The sequence below is a fragment of the Actinomyces acetigenes genome, from assembly GCF_031296635.1.
GTDB lineage: Bacteria > Actinomycetota > Actinomycetes > Actinomycetales > Actinomycetaceae > Actinomyces > Actinomyces acetigenes.
This window is the reverse complement of record NZ_JASPFC010000022.1, coordinates 24,700-49,061: the sequence shown is the minus strand read 5'-3', so window position 1 is coordinate 49,061 and position 24,362 is coordinate 24,700. Positions and strand designations below refer to the sequence as shown.

General features: G+C 64.8%; 26 protein-coding genes and 1 pseudogene. 19 read left to right on the top strand and 8 right to left on the bottom strand.

The genetic code is table 11. The features are described from left to right. The 18 genes and pseudogenes from RIV14_RS13780 to RIV14_RS09435 all read left to right on the top strand — a co-directional run. Positions 1-509, top strand: a 509-nt coding sequence (locus tag RIV14_RS13780; RefSeq protein ID WP_428978874.1) for a transposase, incomplete at its 5' end; no start/stop codon positions are given. 335 nt (positions 510-844) lie between these two features. Then, positions 845-1,051, top strand: coding sequence for a transposase (locus RIV14_RS13775; protein WP_428978876.1), 207 nt, complete (start codon positions 845-847; stop codon positions 1,049-1,051). A 564-nt stretch (positions 1,052-1,615) separates the two neighbouring features. Beyond that, positions 1,616-2,317, top strand: a pseudogene (locus RIV14_RS09505) (ABC transporter ATP-binding protein); the annotation flags it as partial. 353 nt (positions 2,318-2,670) lie between these two features. Then, entirely contained in the window at positions 2,671-5,154 is a 2,484-nt protein-coding gene (locus tag RIV14_RS09500; RefSeq protein WP_075372936.1) for an FtsX-like permease family protein, read from the top strand. 4 nt (positions 5,155-5,158) lie between these two features. Then, the gene (locus tag RIV14_RS13770) at positions 5,159-5,449 is read left to right on the top strand and encodes an actinodefensin (RefSeq protein ID WP_081381864.1); all 291 of its coding nucleotides are present in this window, start codon (positions 5,159-5,161) and stop codon (positions 5,447-5,449) included. Between the two features lie 364 nt (positions 5,450-5,813). After that, positions 5,814-6,023, top strand: coding sequence for an actinodefensin (locus tag RIV14_RS09495; protein ID WP_075372937.1), 210 nt, complete (start codon positions 5,814-5,816; stop codon positions 6,021-6,023). A 298-nt stretch (positions 6,024-6,321) separates the two neighbouring features. Next, a complete protein-coding gene (locus RIV14_RS09490; protein ID WP_075372938.1) occupies positions 6,322-6,525 on the top strand; it encodes an actinodefensin in 204 nt (67 codons plus the stop codon). A 193-nt stretch (positions 6,526-6,718) separates the two neighbouring features. After that, positions 6,719-6,928 (top strand): actinodefensin, encoded by a 210-nt coding sequence (locus RIV14_RS09485; protein WP_075372939.1) that lies wholly within the window; start codon positions 6,719-6,721, stop codon positions 6,926-6,928. Between the two features lie 125 nt (positions 6,929-7,053). Then, positions 7,054-7,260, top strand: coding sequence for an actinodefensin (locus RIV14_RS09480; RefSeq protein WP_075372940.1), 207 nt, complete (start codon positions 7,054-7,056; stop codon positions 7,258-7,260). 289 nt (positions 7,261-7,549) lie between these two features. After that, positions 7,550-7,753, top strand: coding sequence for an actinodefensin (locus RIV14_RS09475; RefSeq protein ID WP_075372941.1), 204 nt, complete (start codon positions 7,550-7,552; stop codon positions 7,751-7,753). A gap of 194 nt (positions 7,754-7,947) precedes the next feature. Next, entirely contained in the window at positions 7,948-8,157 is a 210-nt protein-coding gene (locus tag RIV14_RS09470; RefSeq protein ID WP_075372942.1) for an actinodefensin, read from the top strand. A 91-nt stretch (positions 8,158-8,248) separates the two neighbouring features. Then, positions 8,249-9,391, top strand: a complete 1,143-nt coding sequence (gene adfA, locus RIV14_RS09465) for an actinodefensin-associated protein A (RefSeq protein ID WP_075372943.1) — start codon at positions 8,249-8,251, stop codon at positions 9,389-9,391. After that, on the top strand, positions 9,358-9,603 hold the full coding sequence (gene adfB / locus RIV14_RS09460; protein ID WP_178387891.1) for an actinodefensin-associated protein B: 246 nt from the start codon (positions 9,358-9,360) through the stop codon (positions 9,601-9,603). The genes adfA and adfB overlap by 34 nt, the downstream gene beginning before the upstream one ends. Continuing rightward, a complete protein-coding gene (locus RIV14_RS09455; protein ID WP_075372944.1) occupies positions 9,600-10,391 on the top strand; it encodes a hypothetical protein in 792 nt (263 codons plus the stop codon). Before adfB ends, RIV14_RS09455 begins: the two co-directional genes overlap by 4 nt. Continuing rightward, complete coding sequence (locus RIV14_RS09450) at positions 10,358-12,112, top strand: ATP-binding cassette domain-containing protein (RefSeq protein WP_075372945.1); 1,755 nt, start codon at positions 10,358-10,360, stop codon at positions 12,110-12,112. Before RIV14_RS09455 ends, RIV14_RS09450 begins: the two co-directional genes overlap by 34 nt. After that, on the top strand, positions 12,109-14,097 hold the full coding sequence (locus tag RIV14_RS09445; RefSeq protein WP_075372946.1) for an alpha/beta hydrolase family protein: 1,989 nt from the start codon (positions 12,109-12,111) through the stop codon (positions 14,095-14,097). The genes RIV14_RS09450 and RIV14_RS09445 overlap by 4 nt, the downstream gene beginning before the upstream one ends. Before the next feature lie 26 nt (positions 14,098-14,123). After that, positions 14,124-14,504: a hypothetical protein gene (locus tag RIV14_RS09440; RefSeq protein ID WP_070658109.1), complete on the top strand. Its 381-nt coding sequence runs from the start codon at positions 14,124-14,126 to the stop codon at positions 14,502-14,504. Beyond that, on the top strand, positions 14,501-15,811 hold the full coding sequence (locus tag RIV14_RS09435) for a S8 family peptidase (protein ID WP_256699321.1): 1,311 nt from the start codon (positions 14,501-14,503) through the stop codon (positions 15,809-15,811). The genes RIV14_RS09440 and RIV14_RS09435 overlap by 4 nt, the downstream gene beginning before the upstream one ends. A gap of 39 nt (positions 15,812-15,850) precedes the next feature. Here RIV14_RS09435 and RIV14_RS09430 read toward each other — a convergent pair whose 3' ends face one another. After that, positions 15,851-16,522, bottom strand: coding sequence for a response regulator transcription factor (locus tag RIV14_RS09430; RefSeq protein ID WP_075372948.1), 672 nt, complete (start codon positions 16,520-16,522; stop codon positions 15,851-15,853). A gap of 471 nt (positions 16,523-16,993) precedes the next feature. On the opposite strand from RIV14_RS09430, the gene RIV14_RS09425 reads away from it, so the two are divergent. Beyond that, entirely contained in the window at positions 16,994-17,734 is a 741-nt protein-coding gene (locus RIV14_RS09425) for a sensor histidine kinase (protein ID WP_256699322.1), read from the top strand. Positions 17,735-18,876: 1,142 nt separating this feature from the next. Here the strand turns inward: RIV14_RS09425 and RIV14_RS09420 are convergent. The 7 genes from RIV14_RS09420 to ftsH all read right to left on the bottom strand — a co-directional run bounded on the left by RIV14_RS09420 (position 18,877) and on the right by ftsH (position 24,329). Next, positions 18,877-19,200, bottom strand: coding sequence for a DMT family transporter (locus RIV14_RS09420; protein ID WP_075372950.1), 324 nt, complete (start codon positions 19,198-19,200; stop codon positions 18,877-18,879). Further along, the gene (locus RIV14_RS09415; protein WP_428978875.1) at positions 19,197-19,598 is read right to left on the bottom strand and encodes a DMT family transporter; all 402 of its coding nucleotides are present in this window, start codon (positions 19,596-19,598) and stop codon (positions 19,197-19,199) included. Before RIV14_RS09415 ends, RIV14_RS09420 begins: the two co-directional genes overlap by 4 nt. Positions 19,599-19,666: 68 nt before the next feature. Continuing rightward, complete coding sequence (locus tag RIV14_RS09410) at positions 19,667-20,077, bottom strand: YvaD family protein (protein ID WP_075372952.1); 411 nt, start codon at positions 20,075-20,077, stop codon at positions 19,667-19,669. 36 nt (positions 20,078-20,113) lie between these two features. Continuing rightward, complete coding sequence (locus tag RIV14_RS09405; protein WP_075372953.1) at positions 20,114-20,617, bottom strand: HXXEE domain-containing protein; 504 nt, start codon at positions 20,615-20,617, stop codon at positions 20,114-20,116. 178 nt (positions 20,618-20,795) lie between these two features. Then, positions 20,796-21,314 (bottom strand): TetR/AcrR family transcriptional regulator, encoded by a 519-nt coding sequence (locus RIV14_RS09400; RefSeq protein ID WP_218638103.1) that lies wholly within the window; start codon positions 21,312-21,314, stop codon positions 20,796-20,798. 317 nt (positions 21,315-21,631) lie between these two features. Beyond that, positions 21,632-22,204 (bottom strand): GTP cyclohydrolase I FolE, encoded by a 573-nt coding sequence (gene folE / locus RIV14_RS09395; RefSeq protein ID WP_070658123.1) that lies wholly within the window; start codon positions 22,202-22,204, stop codon positions 21,632-21,634. A 52-nt stretch (positions 22,205-22,256) separates the two neighbouring features. After that, the gene (ftsH, locus tag RIV14_RS09390; protein ID WP_075372955.1) at positions 22,257-24,329 is read right to left on the bottom strand and encodes an ATP-dependent zinc metalloprotease FtsH; all 2,073 of its coding nucleotides are present in this window, start codon (positions 24,327-24,329) and stop codon (positions 22,257-22,259) included. Positions 24,330-24,362 lie beyond the last annotated feature (33 nt).

The window sequence follows — 24,362 nt, the reverse complement described above, 5'->3', positions numbered from 1 at the left end:
CCGCCGTCAACCGGGCCCGCAGGACAGTAAGACAGCGGGTGTGGGACCTGGCCGGCGAGCACTCACCGACCGCCGGCGTCTCGGCAAACCGGCCGTTGGTGATCGACATCGACGCCACCCTGGTGGGCGTCCACTCAGACAAAGAGGGTGCGGCCCCGACCTTCAAGAAGGGGTTCGGCTACCACCCCCTGACCGCATGGTTCGACCACGGCCCCGATGGTGGGGGTGAGTGCGCGGTGATCATGCTGCGGCCCGGTAACGCCGGATCAAACACTGCCACCGACCACGTCGAGATCATCCGCCGGGCACTGGACCAGGCCGGGCTCGGCCCCAGACCCGGTAGAAAGGTGCTGGTGCGCATCGACGGGGCCGGAGGAACGAAGGAGACCATCGAGCTCCTGGCCCGCCGCCCGGGTGTCCTACAGCGTGGGGTTCACGCTGCCGGACCACACGCCGCAGATCTACGACACCATCCCCGAGACCGCCTGGACCCCCGCGTACAACGCTGACGGCCAGCCCAGGGATGGTGCGGACGTCGCTGAGACCCGCCGACCTGGTGGACCTGACCGCTTGGCCCAAGGGGATGCGGGTCATCATGCGCCGAGAGCGGCCCCACCAGGGAGCCCAGCTGCGCTTCGACGACGTGGGCGGCTACCGGCCCACCGCCTTCGCCACCAGCACGAGAGTGGGCCAGCTCGCCGATCTCGAGGTCCGCCACCGGCTACGAGCCCGCTGCCAGGGGACCGCATCCGCTGCGCCAAGGACACCGGGCTTGACCGCTTCCCCTTGCAGGGGTTCGCTCAGAACCGTATCTGGTGCCTGATCGTGGCCCTGGCTCGCCGGCCTGCTGGCCTTCTCCCAGCTGCTCGCCATGGCCTCTACCCCCGCCCGCGCCTGGGAGCCCCGCACGATCCGGTTGCGGCTGATGAGCATCCCCGCCGTCATCGCCCGCCACGCCCGCCGCACCGTCCTGCGCTACAAGGCCGGCCACCCCTGGACCAGCCTTCTGCTTGACGGCCTGCGACACCTCCAGGCCCTACCGGCTCCGTAGACACACGGCTCCTGCCTCCTGTCCACCACACCCCTGAAGGAAGAACCCCCTGGCCCCGGAAAGGCCCGACCACCGCGAGACGACACGCGGCAAGCCGTCACACCCAACCGGCATAATCAACCCCACGACACCGGCAACGACGCCACCCAAACCCACTCAACCAGACGACGAAAGATCGAGGTTAGGCGGCATCCTCCTGGCTGCCACCGCAGTCGGAGTCCTAGCCTCGCTGCGCCCAGCTGAGAGCGCCAGTAGGATCCCACCCATCCGCGCCCTCGCCCAGGACTAAAACCCGCTCTCTGCTCCCCTCTGACTTCCCTTTGCTCCCCTCCTGACATGGAGCCTGATAAGCGGCTGCCCCGTGCCCTGGTTCCAGGGCACGGGGCAGCCGCACCTTCGTACCGTCGCGCCTCCACCTTTTGACGGACAGCGACCTCACGCGTCCCGTCCTTCGACGCATTCCGGTTCTTCTCCGCGATTTCTAGCCTCTAGGTATCCACCCATCTATCACGGGGACCGTGCGGCACACCGGCCGCGGCCCCGCCCGGAAGGAAGAGAAGCACCATGCCGCACCAGATTCCACACATCAGTCCCACCGTCAACAAGGTGGTTGAGGCCCGTGCGCTGCGTAAGGTCTACGGCGAGGGCGAGGCCCAGGTCGTGGCCCTGGACACGGTCAGCCTCACCATCACCGAAGGAGAGTTCGCAGCCATCATGGGCCCCTCCGGCTCAGGCAAGTCCACCCTCCTGCACTGCCTGGCCGGCCTGGACACCCCCACCTCCGGCAGCGTCTTCATCGCCGGACAGGACCTGTCCGGCATGAAGGACAAACAACTCACCACCATACGCCGCGACCAACTCGGCTTCATCTTCCAGTCCTTCAACCTCCTGCCCACCCTGACCGCCGAGGAGAACATCCTCCTACCCCAGCGCCTAGCCCACCGCAAACCAGCCCGAGACTGGTACGACGCCGTCATCTCAGTCCTGGGCCTCACCGACCGCCTCACCCACCGCCCCAACGAGCTCTCCGGCGGACAGCAGCAACGCGTAGCCGTGGCCCGCGCCCTCATAGGCCGCCCCAAAGTCATCTTCGCCGACGAGCCCACCGGCGCCCTGGACACCGCCTCAGCCGCCAACCTCCTACAAACCCTCGCCCACATGTGCCAGACCCTGGGCCAGACAGTCGTCATGGTCACCCACGACGAACAAGCCGCAGCCACCACCAACCGCATCATCCGCCTACGCGACGGACGCATCACCAACGACGACACCGTCCACCACACCCCCGGCACCCACACCGCACCGACCGCCCGCCCGGCCCAGCAGGCACCCGTCGCCCCCGCTCAGGCGGCTCCTCCCGCACCACCGATGACGACACCAGCAACCCACCCCGACCCCACTGCACGATTCGACGCCGTGACGACCCCGGCCGGCCCCACGCCGGCGCGCCGGGCTATCACCCCAGCGGCCGCACCGGAACCCCGCCACATCTCCAGGGCGAGCACCGCCCCCGAGCCCCGTCCCGCCTCGGTCTATAGCGCCCGCCATGCCGCGCCTCCCAGCGCAACCCAGATGTTCGGCTTCGGCAGCCCCTACGCCACTGGAATGGAGGCCCGCTGATGCCTTCGCTCCTCGACCTGCGGCGAACCATCTCCGCCCTCGTGGCCGTGGCCATGAGCGCCGCCCTCATCGCCTTCGCCTTCATCATCTCCGACTCCTTCCGCACTCAAACGCAGACCAGCGCGCGGGTATCCGTAGGCGATGCCACCGTCGTTGTCCAGGATGGTCGTGGGGCGAACAGCACTGAGAAAGCCCTGGATGACGACCTCCTCAACCGGGTCTCCGCACTTGACGGCGTCGCCTCGGTCCGCGGCGCCCACTGGGACATGCTGTGGCTCGACCTGCCCAAGCAGCTGCGACACGCGGCCGGGGTCCAGATCGCCGCTCAGGACGTGCCAACACTCACCAAGTTCACCACCCTGAGCAGCGGTCGGCTCCCCAAGGCAACCGGCGAGGTGGCCATCGACTCCATGCTCGCCGAGCAGCAGGGCCTCAGCGTCGGCGACACCATCCGCTTTAGGACCCATGATGATGACGACGCCAAGGCCGTCCGCTCGGCTCCCACGGTGGTCGGCATCATCTCCGCCGGAGCCGACAGCAAGGAGACCAGCACCGGCGCCTTCTACGCCACCGCAGAGCAGCTCCAGACGATGGGCGCTCGCATGGACTACCGCAGCCTGTACGTGAACGCGAAGCCGGGAACGGACACCGGAGCACTTCTCACCCAGGTGTCTCAGACCGTTCACGCGGTCCAGCCCGCCGCATCGGTTCAGAGCCGTGACGAGGCCATCGCCCAACGCGCCCAGGCGCAGACGGGCGGCACAACGATTGCGAGCATCATCAACCTCCTGGCCCCGCTCTGTGCGGTCGTTTCCATCATCGTCATCACCACCACCTTCAGCACCCTGGTGGCACGCCAGACTCGCACGATCGGTCTCATACGGTGCATAGGATCAAGTCGACGTCAGGTGATGCTCGCCGTCCTGCGCACTGGGCTCCTTACTGGCTTGGTCGGCTCCGTCCTGGGCGCGGCGCTCGGGACCGGTCTCGGTGCCATCGCGGTGTCCTCAGGAACCTTCGCGGACCTCAAGGCGGATCAGCTCACCATCTCCCCGGTGTCCCTCGGGCTCACCGTCGCCCTGGGAACGCTAGTCACCCTCATCGCCGTGCTCCGCCCCGCCCGCAAGGCCACCCGTATCTCACCGCTCGTGGCGCTCACAGGACAGGTCGTAAGCACCAAGCAGGCCGGACGCAGAAGGATAGGGGTCGCTGTCGCCGGACTCATCATCGCCGCCATCGGTGCAGCCGTGGTCGTCCTCGGCATTCAGGCCTCCGATATCTTCTTCACAGCTTGTGGGAGCACAGTCGTCGCCATCGGCGCCGTCCTTGCCCTTCCGCTGCTGGTCACCGCCATCATCGGTTTCATCGGCAGAGTCAGCGGAGATACTCGACTCCCGGTACTGCAGCTGGCCACCCGCAACCTGGCCCGTAACTCCGGGCGGTCCGCCGCAACCGCCGCCACGCTCTTCGTCTGCGTCCTGGTGGGGTCAGCGCTCTTCGTCGGCCTGTCCTCCTTGAACGCCTCCTTCGACGCCATCCTCGGCAACAGCTCCCCCGTGGACGCCAAAATCTTAGGCGTCACACCGCAAACCGATACCGCGCAGCTGACGAAGCAGGTCAAAGCGGTCAACGGAATCAAGGACGTGACCTACGTCCCCGCCCTCGACCTGACCCAGACCGTCGACGGAGAATCGACAGACATCACTGTCGACGTCATCGACCTCAAAGCCATCGCCCCCATCGCACGGTCCACCAGCGGCCTGGAGGGCCTTGACGACAAGACCCTCATTGTGGGCGGCATCTATGACATTCCAGATGGCTCCACAGTCACCCTGACCGGGGCAACTGGAAGTGTTGAGCTGACGGCTCGCGTCCAGGAGGGGTGGGGAGCCGTGGTCAGCCCGGCAGTAGCCCAGCGCCTCAATGGCGACACTCCCACCAACGCCATCATGTGGGTTCGCTCTACCGGCAACTCCATGACATCCGATATCGAGCACGCCCTCAATACGGTCATCCGCGGTCAAGAAATGATGGTGAGTGGAAGCGCGTCAGCGAGCGAGCAGATGTCATCCCTCATCACGAGGATGGCCCTCATCGTCTGCCTGGTTCTGGGCGCCGCCCTGGTCATCGCCCTGTCCGGGCTGGCCAACACCACGGACGTCTCGGTCCTGGAACGCATTCGAGAGATCGGGGTCCTGCGCGCCACCGGCAGCCCTCGCTCAGAGATCAGGAGCCTCATCGTCACCGAAGGAACACTGCTCGCATTCGTCGGCGGGATACTTGGGCTCACCATAGGAACACTCCTCGGCACAGCAGGCACGGTCGCGGCGGGAGGGGCTGCTAAGGGTATGTCAGTGCACATCCCTTACCTCGCACTGCTCGCCCTGTTCGCCACGACCCTGGCCGTCGGCCTGCTGGCCTCGCTGCGCCCGGCCGGCCGGGCCGCGTCGGTGCCGCCGGTCATGGCGCTCGCAGAGGACTGATCACATGTCGAAGATTCGAAAGCATCCCCCTGTCCAACAACAGTTTCCTCACCCCACACACAGAACTCGCATGAAGAAGGAGATCTACATGGAATTGTTCTCCCGACGCTGCAAATCACTGAGCGACAGCAGATTCAGCGACGCCATGAACGCCGAGACCCGTAATCCCCTCGAAACCAGCAATTGCTTCGCCTGTCCCTTCAACGAGCATCAGTGCCACAACCACTGTTTGAGCACGGGATATCGCGGAGGATTCTGTGGAGGATTCGCGGCCGCCACATGCCGCTGCTACTGAATTCAATCACGCGCGGGGCCGCTTCCAGACATTTCTGGAAGCGGCCCCGCAGCCCATACATGGACAGCACTCAACAACACGACCAAAAGACAGCACAGGCCTGTACAAGAACACTTCCCCATTTCCGCAACCCCCTTACGGATGACAGGAAGGAACATTTCCTACCTTCGGTGAATAGTCCTCCGCTAGCCACCTTCATAGAGTGACACCATCACCTCGACGGCAGAGACATGCACCCCCGCAGACTCAGGCGCCACATCACAGGCTTCCCCCGATCCGGGGAAGGTGCGCGGAGGCATTCACCCGCGCGCCCACACCCTCCCACGGTAACCACCCGGGAAGACCTCCAGAAAGGAACACACCAATGGACAAGTTCACCCGCCGCACCGCCCCCCTGAGCGACGCCGACTTCAAGCAGGCCGTCAGCTCCGAGACCCAGGCCCCCATCGAGAGCGCCGAAGGCCACGGCTGCCCCGCCGACGAGTACAGGTGCTACAGAGACTGCAGGGCCATGGGCTACAGAGGTGGGTACTGCGACTCCCGAACCTTATGGCTCCGCTGCACCTGCTACTGAGCACATGGAATACGAGCCGTCTCACATCATTGGGGCGACTAGGAAGGAATATTGAATGTGGGCTGTCAGATGCCGAGCATCTGACAGCCCACATTGTCCTTCCCACCCCTCTCTGCATCAGATATCTGGCGAGTCATCCTTAGGGAGGACTCGCCTCCATACATCCCACCCTTCGAGGTATTTCCCCAAGATAGGCATCCCCGTAGTCTTCTCATATCAGCCAAGGCAAGGCGAAGACATTACTGCTCACGCTAACGTCTTGCACTACTCGCACGAGAGATGACAGAAGGACCACCACATGCCTCAATTTGTTCGCCGGTCCACCGCTCTTGCGGATGTGACATTTGAGCAGGCTCTTCATTCAGAGACGCACGCCCCCACCGAGGGGGCAGAATACAACTGCCCCACCGATGAGTCTCCGTGCGACCGTCACTGCAGGTATTCCGGATATCGGGGCGGCTACTGTGGAGGAGCACTCAAGACCTCCTGCCGCTGCTACTAATCTGCAATATCCCAACGTACAGGACCGCACCATCTGATTCATCTTTCGCGCGAGTAGCTCTGTCAACCTGATGCCGCCGGCATCGCATTACAGGCTTCCCCCGATCCGGGGAAGGTGCGCGGAGACATTCACCCGCGCACCCACACCCTCCCACGGTAACCACCCGGGGAGACCTCCAGAAAGGAACACACCAATGGACAAGTTCACCCGCCGCACCGCCCCCCTGAGCGACGCCGACTTCAAGCAGGCCGTCAGCTCCGAGACCCAGGCCCCCATCGAGGGCGCCGAAGGCTTCGGCTGCCCTAACGACGAGTACACCTGCAACGCCCACTGCCAGAGTGTCGGCTACCGGGGCGGCTACTGCGACTTCTGGACCGCCTGGCGCCGCTGCACCTGCTACTGAGCCAGGTACAACACGGGGCCTGCCTGCGCCGTAGCAGCGGCGCAGGCAGGCCCCGCCCCCACCCCAGAAAGGCACGAATTTCACCCGGATCTCCCCCGGGGAGGCTGCCGGAAAGGAACACACCAATGGACAAGTTCACCCGCCGCACCGCTCCTCTGAGCGCCGCCGACTTCAAGCAGGCCATCAGCTCCGAGACCCAGGCCCCCATCGAGGGCACCGAGGGCTTCAGCTGCCCCGGCGCCGAGTACGCCTGCAACGCCCACTGCCGAAGCATCGGCTACAGGGGAGGCTATTGCGGCTCCTGGCTCAACCTCCGGTGCCGCTGCTATTGATCCAGACGGCACCCCCTCTCCACATCCTGGAGGCAACTCAGGAAAACACTGAACGTGGGCTGTCAGATGCTGAGCATCTGACAGCCCACACACCCTCCCTGCCCCTGCACCAAAGAACGGAGTGGTCCACCTTAGGGAGGACGCCCCTCCATATGTCCCACCCTTCGAGGTATTTTCACATTACCAGGCACCTCGTAGTCTTCTCATATCAGCCAAAGCAAGGCGAAGACTTCACCAGACACACTAACGTTTCATATCACTTGCACGAGAGACGAAAAAGGACCATCCCATGCCACGATTCGTTCGCCGCTCCACCGCCCTAGCGGATGTGACATTTGCGCAGGCTCTTCATTCAGAGACGCACCCTCCTACCGAAGGCGCAGAATATAACTGCCCCACCGATGAGTCTCCGTGCGACCGTCACTGCAGGTATTCCGGATATCGGGGCGGCTACTGTGGAGGAGCGCTCAAGACCTCCTGCCGCTGCTACTAATCTGCAATATCCCAACGTACAGGGCCACACCACCTGATTCATCTTTCGCGCGAGCGACTCTGGCGACTTGACGCTACCGGCGTCGAATCACTGGCTTCCCCCAGTCCGGGGATGGTGCGTGGACACATTCACCCGCGCACCCCACAACCTCTCACGGTAACCACCCGGGGAGACCTCCAGAAAGGAACACACCAATGGACAAGTTCACCCGCCGTACCGCCCCCCTGAGCGACGCCGACTTCAAGCAGGCCGTCAGCTCCGAGACCCAGGCCCCCATCGAGGGCGCCGAAGGCTTCGGCTGCCCTAACGACGAGTACACCTGCAACGCCCACTGCCAGAGTGTCGGCTACCGGGGCGGCTACTGCGACTTCTGGACCGGCTGGCGCCGCTGCACCTGCTACTGAGCCAGGTACAACACGGGGCCTGCCTACGCCGTAGCAGCGACGCAGGCAGGCCCCACCCTCAACCCAGTCACCCAGATCAAGGTTCACACCAATGACTCACCATGATACCCCTTGGACCGACAGCAACCAACTGCTCATCAACCGCTCAGGAACCTGGGAGCAGGTTGATGAGGCCACGCTCGCCAGCAAGCATATGTCCGCTTCCCTTCGGTTCATCCTCGCCCGCATCGCGGACGTCAGGCCGCCCTTCGGGCAGTCGCTCTTCACCGAGGTCCTTCACAAGGCTCCCGGAACGCGACTCTCGAACGACTCGATTCAGGCCCTGCAGCCCGAGCACTACAGCACCGGCGTCATCAGTCTCGAGGCCGCCGAAGAGGTGCTGGCCCAGGCCTTGAGTCGGAACACCTCTGCCACCCGATTCTCTTCGGCGTCAATGCCGGTTGACGAGATCATCCTACGCTATCTCAATGCTCTCATGGCGCCCGCTCGGAACGACGACTCCGCACCAGCTGAGACCGAGGCGAGCGATATCGATGCACGGGGTATTCGGGACCTCATCGGCTCCATTCCGAGTGAGGCGGAAAACGACTCGCAAGGCGGGGGGTTCTTTCGGCGGCTGCTGTCCAAGAAGGATAAGTCGGACTCACACAAGCATGGGCACGCCTCTGAAGACTCGGAACCGATCATCGTGGAACTCGATCCCCAGTGGCTCAGTATTGATGCCATACAGACGATCGATGTCGCGCGAATTGTGTCCCTGTCCTCGTGGGAGGAGGCTCTCAAGGGACTCCCGCCGCGGGTGGCCCAACTCCTGTGGACGGCCTCCAGCGACTCATCGCCGTCATCGGACTCGCCGTACCGCCCGGCCCATGACCCCGCTGTTATTGGCGCCTTCGCACAGGTCCCTTTCGAACAGCGCTCCATGGAGGTCCGGAACGGCATTCGCACCCATGACGCCGCTCTGTTCCGCAGATTCGGTAGGGAGCCCGTCAACGACCACGCCGCAGCCCGGCTGCACGCCGTCAAGGAGGCCGCCGAGATGTGGCCCTCCTGGCAGGAGGAGCTGGCCGACGGCTCCCTCTCCGCCCAAGGCTGCATCGACGTCGACGGAATGACCTTGATCGGAAAAGACCCATTCCTTCGCCAGAAGTACGCACTGGATGTCAAGAAGACCGTAGAGACAGAAAGGTGGGTGACCTCATGGCTGAGCGCTGGAGGCTCGCTGACGGAATGACTTTGACGCACCTGGAGAACGGGGGCTGGACACTCGCAGACCTCCACCGTCTCTCCATACACGAGCTGGATGAGGGGAACGGGGCTCTCCTTGATGAGACCCTCCATTCCACCGAACCGATCCCGATTTCACCCATCATCGAGTCCGCTATTGAGTCCGGCATCATCATCGATTCAGATTCCACTTCCAATGCTCAAGAGAGGTCATTATGAACAGCCTATTCGTCACACTACTCATCGGAGGAGCGACCGGGGTCCTCCTGGGGACCGCAGGAGCGAAGATCTGGGCCGCAGCCCGCACCCGCCTCGCTTGGCCCGAGGGGGCAAACTTCCTGCGCTTCCATCTCTCCAGCAACTTCGTCATCGCCGCTGAGATCGTCGTGTCCGCCATCGCGCTGGCCATTCCGGACCATCGGATCGTCTCCCTCCTTCTCGCCGTCATCTACGCTGGGTTCGTAGTCGGGGCCACAACGCTCAAGGGCCAGGAGTGCGGCTGCTTCGGCATCGAGGGCATGAAGGTTGGTCCCGCCCACATCTGGGGTTGCGCCCTGACTGCCGCAGCCCTGCTGGCCAGTGCGGTCGGCAGCGAGGAGATCGCGAGCCCCCGTCCTCTTCGCCTCGTGGTGGCACTGGCCTCGGCCGTCGTCATGACCGTTGCGATGCAGCTGTGGAACCGGCTGACCCGTATCGAGGTCGACGACACGCATCACGATCAGCTCTTCATCGTTCTGTCTCCGACGTGCACCGCGTGCTCCGCGCTCAAGGTGATGGAGAACCACGACGTCGACGACTCCGAGCTCGACGGAACCATTCTGTGGGTGGACCGCGACTCCGAGCAGATCGCCTCGCTTCGTGAGGCTGGAGTCGATGTCTCCGCCTACCCCGCCGTCGTCTCGATGAACTCCGCCGACCCGTCCAACGCCCACGTCCAGTCGGGCCTGGGTGAGTGCAGGGAGGTGCTTCAGTCATGGCGCACTCGGCAGCTCGCCCTTCAGGCCTGACCTCCGCGCGGCGCGTCCTGGCCTCATCATGCGGCCGGGCATTACGAGCCTCTACCCCCTCCATCATCATCGCGGCAATCCTCGTCGCCGCGCAGGCAGGCCTGAGCACGGTCTCCCCGCTGATGCTCCAGCGCATCATCGACGGCTTGACCCAGAACCCCTCAACGGCAGACGTTCTCCTCCCGGGCCTTCTGGCCGCCGGCGCAGCCGTCGCCAGCACAGCAGTCGGCGTGGCCTCGCAGCGCATGACGGCGTTCACCGGACAGCGCTTCCAGGAGCGCCTGCGGGTCCTCATGCTCAGCAAGCTGACCCGGCTGTCCTCATCCACCGTCAGCGCGGCGCCAGGAGGTTCCCTGCTCTCACAGATCACGAACGACACTGCCCAGGCTCAGACCTTCGTGTCCACCATCCTGCCGCAAGCCCTCGGCCTCATCGCCCGACTGGGGCTCCTGCTGAGCATCATGTGGACCCGATCCTTCACCATCACCCTGGTGGTCCTCGCACTGGCACTGATCCTGGCCGTGCCCACTGAGCGGGTCTCCCGGACGCTCAGTGCCACCACCGACCGCATGCTCGACGCCATGTCCGTCTTCAGCGGCACCGTGGTGGAGCGGGTCGGTGTCACCGGCCACCTCTTCTCCCGCACAGCGGCCGACATCCCCACGGACCGACGTCAGGCCGAGGAAGCGGCCGCCGGAGTACGCACGTCCTTCACCCGCATGATCACCCTCAACAGCGCCTTCTCCTCGTCACTGGACCTCGTCGGCGCCCTGGGAACTGTGGCCGTGCTCATCATCGGCGGACACTCCGTAGTGCAGGGAGACATGACTCCCGGCGCCCTGGCCGCCCTGGCCGCCCTCACCCCCCAGCTCTACGCCCCACTCCAGGCGGCATCCGGGGTTCGCACGGGCCTGGCGACGTCATGGTCCGCGCTGTCTCGCGTGAGCGGCTTCCTTGAGTCGCAGGAGGAGTGGTACGAGGCTCCCCCGGTGCCGGTCGACGTCCCCAACGGCGGAGCGCTCCTGGTCCGGGAGACCGACTACTCGGTTGCCGCCGGGACGAGCAGCACCGTGCTTCTCGACTCGGTTAGCCTCACCGCCCGCTGCGGAGAGATCGTCGCCATCGTCGGCCCGTCCGGAAGCGGTAAGTCGACCCTCCTCAGCCTGATCGCCGGAGCCAACCACCCTTCGCAGGGCAGCATCACTGTCGCCGGCTTCTCCCCCGTCGTCACTGGCACCGAGGCCTGGAACAGTATCGTTCAGTACTGCCCCCAGGAGCCGTTCTTCCGCAGCGGCACTCTCAAGGAGAACTTCGAGGCGGTCTGCCCCGGCATCAGCGAGGCCAGAATCCACGAACTGTGCAGCAGAGTCGGCCTCGATCTGTCCCGCCTGGGGGACCGTTCCGGAACGAGCACGATGCTCGGGGAACGCGGGGCACGCATCAGCGGCGGAGAGCGCGCGCGTCTGGCGATCGCACGAACCCTCGCCCTCAACCCGCGAGTGCTCCTGCTCGATGAGCCCACAGCGGCCCTCGACGACGAGTCCACCGATCACCTCATCGCCACGCTGCTCAACCTCAAACGCGATCACTGCATCGTCGTCACCACCCACGACGCCCGCCTCTTCGCCACAACCGACCGGGCCTACCGCATGGAGTTCGGCAGGCTCCGCGAGGTGCCCACACCGACCCTCGCCCGAGTAGAGAAAGGAGTGCCCGCATGAGCACGACGGTCACGCCCCTTCCCATCGAGCACCAGAGAGAAGGAATCAACCGGCTCAGCATCCACACGCTGGTGGACCATCGCACCGGCACCCGAGCGGTGCTGGAGGCCCCGGTCTTCCGCACCTCTCCCAGGACTCGCATGAACCTGCTCCGTTACCGGGGGGTCACCTACGACCGACAGTCCGGCGACGTCGTCTCCTCCCCGGTGCCACACGGCTACCTGGGAACCGTCAACGCCGGCCACCCGTTCCTCTTCTCCGAGCGCGGTGACGGACTGCCCCTGCCCTTCGGTCCACGGGGCTGGGTCCTGTCCACCTGGCAGGACGACGGGCGCGTCGAGGTCAGCGCCTGCGACGAGGTCGGGACCACCGCATCCCGGTGGGGAACCAGCACGCGCTCCCTTCTGGGGCTTCGCCCCAACCCGGCCGGCTCGACCCGCCTGTGGCGCTTCGGAGACCACGTCGTGTGGCTGCGTCAGAAGTACCAGTCCTCCGAGGTCGTCACTCGTCACAGCGGCGACGCCGAGCCGTGGCCGGACGCCCTGGTGGAGGAGTTCTTCACCTCCTCCCTGTGCACCGTCATGCTCGACGACGCACCGCTTCCCGGGGTGCCTCAGGGCTCGGTGGTCCTCCTCGAGGCCGGCTCCCCCTTCCTCATCGGAGTGGCCAGCACGCCCGAGGAACTGGCCGCCTTCATGCGGGAGGACCATGTCCCCCACTACCTCGTCGACCTCCACGACGGAAAGAGCAGGGAAGACCGGGAAGGCAAATCGCCGTCGTCGGTATCCCTCATCGGTGACCTGCCCCGCGGATCGGTGGCCCACCGCTCCCTGGGCGGGCGCAGCACGGTGGTCTTCACCGAGCGCCTGGTCGATGAGACGATCTCCTACTCCGCCGAGGACGGTTCGGTGATCGCCACCGTCGCCGACGGCGTCAGCCACTACACGGGGGTCCCCGGACTGACTGGGGTATGGGTCGAGCTCGGTACACCCCACGTCCTGCGGTGGGCAGGGGGCTCCTGGACCAGTGACAGCTCGATCGACCGTATCCTTCCCGGCGGGGCCGACGACAACGTCCAAGTCATCACCGCCGACGGCTCCCACCGGCTGGTGGGAATCGGCGGAGCAGCCGAGGCAACCGACGCCCCTCAGGCCTCCTCATCCCCGATTCTGTGGTGCCCCTCATCGGACGATCCAACCGGCAACGTCTCCGGAACCGTGATCACCCGAGTCCTTCCCGAGCGTACGGTCGACATCACCCTGACCGAGTCGACACGCGGGTCAGTTCCGCTGGTCTGGTTCGACAGCTCCTGGGCACTGCCGATCGAGGCCTCCGAGCCCGCTCCCATCGACCTGGGCTCGCTGCAGCCGGACAGCGTCCGGTGGTGCCACGCGGGCTCGCGCCCCGTAGTACGGGTGGGCATCGACTACCAGGCACTGGCCGAGGTCCGCGCAGACGACATCCTGGCCGAGCTGCACTTGGCCTGGGAGGCCGCCCTGGGAGTGATCGCCGCCGAACTGCCGAAGTCCCCGATCCCACCTTTCCTGGGTGGCCACAGCTTCGGCGCGGCGCTCGCGGCAGTCTCGGTGCTGCGCGGCACGTCCTCCCCCAGGGGGGTGCTCCTGCGCAGCGGCGCATATGACCGGTACGCGACGCCGTCGGGATTCGAGCACGACCGGCGCACCGCCGCCTCCGATCCCAGCCTGTACAGCATGATGACCATCCTTCCCAGCACTCGCGCACACCGGGATATCCCCTTCCTGCTGACCTGCGGGGACTCCGATGAAAACTCGGCGACGACTCCCGAGCAGTCGCTCTACCTGTACGAGAACCTCCTGGTCGCCGACGCCGACGTCACCCTGTCCGTCTTTCCCGGCGAGGGCCACGTCTTCAGCTCCCGGCAGTCGATCGTGGATCGCCGTCGCCTGGAGGAGAACTGGATGAGTGAGCGCATCCAGTCCCCTCAGCAGTCCCATCACCAGTAACCAGCCACAACCTAAGGAACACCATCATGAGCCGCATCAAACGCTCCGACATCAAGGACTCCGTCCAGACCGTCCTGGCCTCCCGGAACGAGCCCGGGATGACGGGGTGGATTCCCCGCACCGATCAGCCCTCCACGGAGAGCCGCGACTCGGTCGAAGCCGACCTCCTCGCACTGCGCAGCCTCCTGGAGAAGCACGGCGACGCCCTGTCCGGAGACATCGAGAAGGACGCGGCCCTGGTGACCGCCGCACGCCGTCGTGGACACGTGGTCGACCTCGTCGTGGGTAGGGAGCGCGCTCCGTACAACGGTGAGGCGGGCTTCCTGTCCTGGATCGAGCACAACGGCTCGGTGATCCTGACCCTCGCTCCCGTTCGCGAGCTCTACGAGGAGGTGGCCCGGTGGTGAGCATCGAGGCGCCCGCAAGCTCACCTCGTCACCGCAGGAGGGTACTGGCCGTCTGCGCTACGTTGTTGCTGCTCCTGGGCGCGGGGAGCACGACGGCCGGCGCCGCCTCGGTCGATTCATCTTCTCACGGCTCACTGCTTCCGGGCGATCCCCTCCAGTCCAAGCAGTGGTACCTCAGTTGGCAAGACCGCCCGGGCTCACCCTCCACCGGCAAAGGCGCCTCCGTGGGCGTCATCGATACCGGTGTCGACGCCTCTCACCCCGATCTGGCCGCCGCATACGACTCCGCCAGCAGCAAGTCTTTCCTGTCGGGGGGCTCCTGCAACGGAGACACTGCCTGTGACGATCCCGCCCATGACGGCTTCGGTCACGGAACCTCCGTCGCCGGGATCATCGCGGCCTCAGCGGACGGGCACGGCACTGTCGGGGCCGCTCCCGGGGCCAGGATCGTCAGTCTCAAGGCCGGGGACCGGACGGGCACCTTCTCCGCCGACGCCGTCAGCCAAGCGATCCGGTACGGGGCGGACGCGCATCTCAGCGTCCTCGTCATGAGCTTCACCGTCGACCCCTGGTTCCGCTACTGCGACAACGCGCCCGCCGACACGGCCGAGCAGCGGGCACAGCAGAAGGCCGACCTGGAGAAGGTGACCTCGGCGCTGAAGTACGCCGCCGATCACGGGGTGGTCCTCGTGGCCGCCGCCGGCAACGAGGCCTACGATCTCGACCACGGCACATCGGACCCGTACAGCTCGGGCTGGTCCGGTCAGGCAGAGCGCCCCGTCACCGATCAGTGCGTCACCATGCCCGCCCAGTCCGACGACGTCATCACCGTTGGGGCCATCACTAAGACGGGGAACCGGACCGACTACTCCAATGTTGGCGCCGCGATTGACATCGTCGCTTTCGGGGGCGAGCCGCCTCTGGCAGGGCCGGGCGGTGCCGTGGTTCAAGGACCGGAGCTAGGTATCCTCACCACAGCATCGCCGGACAGGCTCCGTCGACTAGGCGCGCTCAACGACGACGGATCGCCTCGAACCGACGATGTCCTGAGCGACTGCCCCTCAGGAGGGGGTTCCTGTAGGTACTACTGGTACCAGATCGGAACCTCGTTCGCGGCACCCCAGGTCGCGGCCGCGGCCGCGGAACTCAGGTCTCGCGGAGTACCGGCGGGTGACGTCAAGAAGCAGCTGACGACGTCGGCAACCCCGATCTCATGCCCGAGAGAGAAGCAGGCTCTGGCATGCGAGCCCCTCACAGGCGGCGGCAACACCTGGTACGGGGCTGGAGCGCTCCGGCTACCCAGGTGAAGCAATCGACCGTCGCTACTCATCAGGAGAGGAGAACCTTCACCTCTCCTGATGAGTAGCGACGACCAGCTTGAGGCGTGAGGACACGCCGTACTTCTTCATGAGATGGGAGACGTGGCTCTTGACCGTGGCCTCCGAGATGAAGAGCTGGTCGGCAATCTCAGCGTTGGAGTACCCCTCGCAGAGGAGATCCAACACAGCCTGCTCAGCCTCGGTGACACCGGGGTGCGAACTTGGAATGGGGCGCAGGTACTGGGAGACGAGGCGGGAGGTGGTGGCCGGGGAGATCGTCGTTCCGCCGTGGTGGGCGGCGATGACGGCCCGGACCACCTCCTCCGCCGAGGAGTCCTTGAGCAGGAAGCCGTTGGCCTTCCGGTCCAACGCGGTCCGCATGGCCTCATCGTCATCGAAGGAGGTGAGGACGATGACAGCGACCTCGGGCATCCCCTGCTTGACCTTGGTGAGGAGCTGAAGACCGTCCATTCCCGGCATCCGCACATCGGTGATGAGCACGTCGACCCGGTAGTTCCGCAGGAAGCCGAAGGCGTCCTTTGCGGCCCCGAAGGTGCTGAGCACCTCGATCTCCTGCGCTTCGTTCAGGTAGGCCCTCAGAGCCTGCAGGACAAAGGGGTCATCATCAACGACGATGACCCGGATCTTCTCCGAGTCATTGTTGTCGCTTAAACTATTCGAGAGAGCATCTGTCCGCATGGAAGAATGATACTGAGTTTGCCCGACCCGAGAGCGGTTCGTATGTCTCTTCTTGCCTCCGACACTCAGACATCCTTCACATGGCACCCCACGCGACGCACCCACCTGCTCCATGCAGGAGTTGCCATCTTGCTCCTCAGCACCTCACCGGTGACCATAGGCGTCCCTCTTACTCCTTCCGCATTCCTGGTCACTGCCCTGAGCCTGGCCTGCCTGCCTCTGGCATCCCGGCTTCCCGCCGCAGGAGCAGCCGCAAGCCTGACCATCGCCTGGTTCGCCGCCACCTCCCCACACGATCTAGGCAACATAGCCGTGTTACTGCCCTGGGGGCTTTGCATCATGCTCCTGGGCCGAGGCCTCCGACGCGACATGATCTACGTCCTCGCCTTCGCAACAACGCTGGCACACCTCTCAGCAGCACCAACGTGGCTTCAAGGGCTGATCCCAACAGCGACTGTTGGTGCTCCTTGCGTGGTGATCGGTGAGGTCATCCGCCATCACCGCCTCCAGACCAGCACCGCCGAGCAGGAACGCCAGCACAAGCTCGACCAGCAACGACGCCTGGTCGTCTCCGAGCTCCACGACACCGTCGTACGCGACCTCAGCCACGCCGTCATGATCGCCGAACAGGCCCGCCTGGCCGACCCCCACAACGCCCGCCTCAACCAAGAGCTCGCAGCCATCATCACCCCCGTACGCACCGCCGTCGAACAACTACGACGTAGCCTCAAAGCCATGAGCGCCACCGAAGGAGACGACTCCCTCCTCCTGCTGGCCGCCTCACCCCCACCACCCCTGACCGACACCATCCACGCCGCCCAGGAAGCCCTCACACACCGAGACGCCCACCTGACCACCCAGGGCACCGACCTGCTCGACAACCCCGGCATCGGCCCAGGCGTCCGCCAACAGCTCGTACGCATCATCGCCGAGCTCATTAACAACGCCGCCAAGTACACACCTCCCTCCAGCACCGCCACCCTCACCATCGAGACCGACAACGACACCCTCGAGTGCATGTGCACCAACCCCATCAACCCCAACCAACCCACCAACACCAGCACCACCACCTCATCCCAGCTCGGCCTCACCCAAGCCCAACAACGCGTCGAATCCCTCGGCGGCTCCCTCCACACCACCCACTCCACCAGCCGCTGGACCACCATCTTCACCATCCCCCTCCGCCCCACACCCCCGACGACCACGGGCTGACGCGCCAACCACCTCCACCTTTGAGCACACCGGAGCGGCCGGCATCCATAGAAAGTCGTATGTGATTTCATCCATAAGAAGGCTGTTGCGGTCCCGGATGGCAGGCCAGACTTAAGCCATCACCCCACCACCGCAAGGAGTCAAACATGCGCAAGGTCGTTTCCCCCATCCTCTCCGCCGCCATCCTCGGAGGAGCACTACTTCTGTGTCCGTCTTCACACGCCGCTCCCACCTCCATGCGCTCCCACGACGAACCTACCGTCTTTCAAGCGCCAACAAAATTTACTTGCTCGAAAGTAATGGGCCTACTACCTATTTGCTGACCCTAACCACATAGCCCACCGAAGCCCCATCTACCCTTCGGGAAATAGGTGCGATTCGCAGATACTCGACATCTTTTATATTCGAACCACATGCGATAGCAACCAACGTTTCACAAGGCAGTTCCCTTGATGTCGCCCACATGAACCTGGGCGACATCAAGGGAACTGCCTTTTCATGCCGTATCCGCAAGAGCATTCTCAACATCGACTCGCAGCTTGCAAGATACTGACCAAATCGGATTCGTCTTAGCCCCGCAAGGGCACTGAACTTCTCCGACCTCGTCGCTGCCGTGGCCTCCTCAGCCGGGAATGGAGAGGACGCAGCGCCGTATGAAGGCCTGGGCGCCAGCCTGAGCGTGAGTCAGGGCGGGGGCCGCTGGACCAGTATCTTCAACAGCCCCTTCCAGGTGATCTCCTGAAAGGCCCACCCGGCGCCATGGCCTGATACGTCGTGCAACCACAGTTTCCCGGCGAGGACGTTTCGCGCGGCCGGCTGCCAACCACTCCAGCCGGGGACAGTTCACACGTTCGGGGACAGTCATCCTGTCCCCGAACGCGTGGACTGCACCCGTCGATGTCGAATGTCCCCGGCCGGGAGAGCCTCCTGCCCACGCCACGTACCTCAGGAGCCGCTCGGCCAGTCCGCGCGGGATAGGAACAAGCCGATCGTGTCCAAATCGGTGACAAAGGCTCGGAACGGACACATACTGACGAAGAAAAACCGCATAATTCCACGGTTCGCATGGACGGCCAAGGAGTGCCGGTGGCCCTTTGTCACCGATTTGGACATTCTGGCCCGCGATCGCCTTCGATGCGTTGTCAGTGCGCGCTGCCGAGCTCGACGAGGAGCACACCCGCCATAATGAGCGCGATGCCTGCCACCATGGTGCGGGTCAGTGGCTCACCGAAGAGAAGCCTTGAGGCGATTGCCGTGACGGCCACTCCCCCGGCCGACCAGATCCCGTAGGCGACACCGAGCCCCAGCCCCTCCTTGAGGGCCAGGGTCAACATGGCGAAGGCCCCCAGGTAGCCGGCCATGACGGCGCCGTACCACCGCAGTCCTCTGCCGTCGGAGGCGAGCTTGAGCGAGAGTGTGCCGGTGGTCTCGGAGGCGATAGCCGCCACCAGGTAGACCCCGCTCATGACGCCTCACCGTCCTTGTCCTGCGTGCCTGCGCGCTGCGCCCCGACCTCGACGAGGAGCACCCCGGCCATAATGAGCGCAATGCCGAGGGCGACGAGCACCGTGATCGGCTCACCGAAGACAAGCATGGACAGCACGGCGGTCAGCGCCACACCCAGGGCACCCCAGATCCCGTAGGCGACACCGAGCGGCATGCCGGCCTTGAGCGTCAGCGACAGGAGGATGAAGGCCAGCGCGTACCCGATCCCAACCATGACGTAGAAGCCCGGCTGGTTGAGGGCCTGGCGCAAGGCGAGGGTCGCCAATACCTCGGAGACGATGGCGCCTCCGAGAGCCGGCCAGGCGCACACGCCACGGCCCGCTGTCCCCGGGTGCTCCTTCAGCGCACCGAGCACCATCCGGCCTGTGGGCGCGCCCGGGCGGCATGCGCTCCCCCACGTCGACGGGCAGAGCACGCCCTTGACCGTCACGCCCGGTTCTCCGCGGTCTCGAGCCGCCGGCAGACCATGGAGCCGAAGGCGAGCGCCGGGACGATCATGAGCAGGGCGTTGGGCCCCCACCACAGCGGGTCGAAGTCACGGTAGAAGGACCAGAAGGAGATCGCCATGAACCCGGCGCAGAAGGTGAGCATGAGTCCGACCGTCAGCACCAGGTCCCCGATCCTGCTGCCCACCCGCGTCAGGTGGGCGCCGAGGAAGACGGTCAGCGCGGCGGCCACGTCGAGCGGGAAGAAGGACCAGTTCCAGGCCTGGATGACCTGGTTGGAGTAGTCCTTGAAACGCAGGTGCTCGGGAATGAGATTGAGGAAGACGGCCGCCCAGTAGAGCAGCAGCCCGGCATCGACGGCCACCAGCAATTTCTTATACGTGGAGCCCATACATACATCCCTACATTGTGGCGACATTTTCGTCGACTAATCCTGGGCGTATCCGACGAAGCGCCGCTCGATTCTCGGCATCAAACGGTGCATTACGTACAGGTTCCCGTAGACCACCACCATCACCAGCATGAAACATGCTACTGTCAACATATTGACCCTCCAGTAGTGGGAGATAATAAACCACATCAGCGGAACCTGAAGAGTGACAGTCACAACCCCCGGGACATACCCCCTGAACCGGAAACACATTCTATAGTGGATAAGAAAGTGAAGGCTGTACGCCACACAGAAGCACAAGTACAACTCGTCACCTCGCGTCAACGAACACACATAAGAAACAGTCAACAGAATAACAAACTCCTCCAGCACCCCCACCGTAAACGCCGAACCATCTCTGGTTTCCCCAAAATAATCTGCCTGATTGGGAAGCGCCCGAAACTTCGACCGCCGCTTCCACAGAGGCAGAAACACCATCTCCTCAAAATCGTGCAGAATAAACAGGATCGGCAGCGCCCAGTAGCCGAGCAGAAACGACATTCTTCCTCCCAGTGATGACCCATCAGTCGATGAGGACTGTATGCTAGAATCACGTCCCATTCCACTCACACAGCACTTGTGGTACAGATTCGCAGAATCTGTACCACATAACAGGGATGTCAAGTTCACCTCTCAATGCGGGCCGCTCACAGGCGTCAAGACCTCAGGATGGAGTCGACTATGGCAAGCATTCAGCGTAAACCGACAATTCCTTGAGAAATGTCCGGACAACCTCCGAAGCCTTCGGGTCCATACCACGATCGAGCCAATGCAGGAGAATATTCCACATTCCACCAACGAACAGCAGATCCACGAGAGTTTCGTCAACTCCGGAGACTCCATGCCAGGGAAGGTCGGAGTGCGGCAGCGCCTCTAGGAACTTCTTTCGCTGCACATCAAGCGCCAGATCCAAAAGCTGACGCCTCCTCAATAGGATAACATACTCTTTGCGATCCCCCCAGAAGGAGAAATAATAGTTGAGAATTCCCTCAACATCCGATATGCCACGTTCTTCAACACCCTGGAGATACTCTCTCAGCAACTCCTCAATATAGAATGTCAAGACGGACCTCTTCGTGGAGAAGTGGCGATAGTACGTATTTCTAGATACACCCGCCTTGGCCACTACCTCTGATACAGAGATCTCATCAAGCTCATAAACCGCAAGCTTTTCAAAGAGCGCCTCAGCGATCCGCACCTTAGAACGGTACACGCGGGCGTCCACATCGACTTCACCACGATCAGCACTCCTCATCATATTCTAGGAGTGTAGCCCTCGACCGCAGACAGAGACTCAGGATGTGCTGCCTGCTAGGCGAGAGTCTCAGCCCCTTACTTCACGGTTCTCCGGGTCCTGCTAACCAGGGATCGAGCGCGCCGCGCAATCGCCAGCCCGAGTGAAGTGCGCCCATGTACCGGCCAGGAACACTCTCAGATCTCAGCAGTACATCCCCCAGCACTCCCGGTGACGGTCCAAGACCGTCCAGAGTGAGGGGCGATAGCTGCGGCCCGCGCTCAGGACCGCCGGCCCAGGACCAGGCTCATGGCCTCGGAGCGGGTGGCGGCGTTGCGCATGATGCCGCGCACGGCGGAGGTGACCGTGTTGGAGCCGGGCTTGCGCACGCCCCGCATGGACATGCACAGGTGCTCGGCCTCGACGACCACCAGCACACCCCGGCACCCCAGGCGCTCGACGAGGGCGTCGGCGATCTGCCGGGTGAGCCGCTCCTGAACCTGGGGTCGCCGGGCGTAGCCGTCCACGAGGCGCGCCACCTTGGACAGGCCGGTGACGCGCCCGTCCGCGCTGGGGATGTAGCCCACGTGCGCCGCCCCGTGGAAGGGCAGCAAGTGGTGCTCGCACACCGAGTACATGGGGATGTCGCGCACGAGGACCATCTCCTCGTGCCCGACGTCGAAGACCCGCTCGACGTGCTCGGCCGGGTCCTGGCCGAGGCCGGCGAACATCTCCGCGTAGGCGCGCGCCATGCGCTCGGGGGTGTCGCGCAGCCCGTCGCGCTCGGGGTCCTCCCCGATGGCGACGAGCAGGTCTCGCACCGCCCGCCGCACGCCCTCGGCGTCGTAGCTCATGGTCAGCCCCTGTCTCTCTGCGCCTGCCGGGCCCGCCGGGGCCCGGTTCGGCTCACCGGTTGTAGCCCCAGAAGTCGCCGCTGTGGGAGTCGCCCGGCTCCTCGCCGGCTCCGTCATCGGCGGAGGCGGCCTCGACGACGGGCAGCGACTCGTCGCTGCGCCACAGGGGCCGCTCGGGCTGCTTGATGACGCCCTCAAAGATCCTCTCCAGGTCCTTCTCCAGGAGCGTCTCGCGGGTGAGGAGCTCCTCGGCCAGCTGGTCGAGCACGGCGCGGTTGCGGGTGAGGATCTCCCAGGCCTCCCGGTGGGCGGTGTCCAGCAGGTTGCGGACCTCGTCGTCGACGGTGGCGGCGACCTGCTCGGAGAAGTCGCGGCTGGTGGCGTTGAGCCCCAGGACCGTCTCGCTCTCGGTGGTGCCGAGCTTGACGGCGCCCACCGCGCTGGTCATGCCGTAGTCGGTGACCATCTTGCGGGCCGTGGCGGTGGCCTTCTCGATGTCGTTGGAGGCGCCGGTGGTGGGGTCGCGGAAGATGATCTCCTCGGCGGCCCGCCCGCCCATGGCGTAGACGAGCTGGTCGAGCAGCTCGTTGCGGGTGGTGGAGTACTTGTCGTCCTGGGGCATGACCTGCGTATAGCCCAGGGCGCGCCCGCGCGGCAAGATCGTCACCTTGGTGACCGGGTCGGAGTAGGCGCCGGCGGCCGCGCACAGGGCGTGGCCGGCCTCGTGGTAGGCGGTGACGCGTTTCTCGTGCTCACGCATGACCCGCGAGTGCCTCTGCGGGCCGGCGATGACTCGGTCGATGGCCTCGTCCAGGGCCCGGTTGTCGATGAGGTGGGCGTTGCAGCGGGCGGTGAGCAGGGCGGCCTCGTTGAGGACGTTGGCCAGGTCCGCGCCGGTGAAGCCGGGGGTCCGCTTGGCCACGAGGTCGAGGTCGACGTCGTCGTTGAGGGGCTTGCCCTGGGCGTGAACCTTGAGAATGGCGGCGCGCCCGGCCATGTCGGGGGCCTCGACGCTGACCTGCCGGTCGAAGCGGCCGGGGCGCAGGAGGGCCGGGTCCAGGACGTCGGGGCGGTTGGTGGCGGCGATGAGGATGACGTTGGTGTTGGCGTCGAAGCCGTCCATCTCGACCAGGAGCTGGTTGAGGGTCTGCTCGCGCTCGTCGTGCCCGCCGCCGGTTCCCGAGCCGCGGTGGCGGCCGACGGCGTCGATCTCGTCGACGAAGATGATGGCGGGGGCGTTCTCCTTGGCCTGGTCGAACAGGTCTCGCACGCGCGAGGCGCCCACGCCGACGAACATCTCGACGAACTCGGAGGCGGCCATGGAGAAGAAGGGCACGCCGGCCTCACCGGCGACGGCCTTGGCCAGGAGGGTCTTACCGGTTCCGGGCGGGCCGTACAGGAGGACGCCCTTGGGGATCTTGGCGCCGACGGCGCGGAACTTCTCGGGCTCGGAGAGGAACTCGCGGATCTCCTGGAGCTCCTCGACGGCCTCGTCCTCGCCGGCGACGTCGTCGAAGGTGACGTCGGGGATCTCCTTGGAGCCGACCCTCGCCTTGGAGCGACCGAAGCCCATGGCGCCGCCGCGCCCGCCGCCCATGCGACCGATGAGCCACCACATGAAGCCGCCCAGCAGCAGGGCGGGGACGAGCAGCTGGATGAGGGAGGCCCACCAGCTGGTGGTGGGCACCACGGAGTTGAAGCCCTCCTTGGGGGCGGCGGCCTGCACGAGGCGGTCGACCTGCTCGGCCTGGGCTTCGGTGTAGGAGAACTCGACCTTCTTGCCCACCGGGCGGGACTCGATGCCCTTCTTCTTGGGCTGGACGTAGGTGGTGGTGAGGTCCAGCTCGACGCGCTGGTTGCCGTCAATGACGGTGATCGACTTGATCGTGTCCGGCTTGTCCCGCAGGAGCGTCAGGCCGTCGGAGGTGTCGATGGTGCGGTAGCCGAACATCGAGGAGAAGACGGCCCAGCCGAGGATGACGACCAGAAGGAAGGGCACCAACCACAGGAACGGGTTGCCCAGGGTGTCGCGGAGCTTGCGGTCGCGCCTGCTGCGGTCGTTCTTACCGGCCTTGCCCGGCTTCCCCGAGTCCTTGCGGCCGGGCTCGCGCCCAGTATCTTTCATCGTGCGGTAGGTCCCTTCAACATACTGATTCCT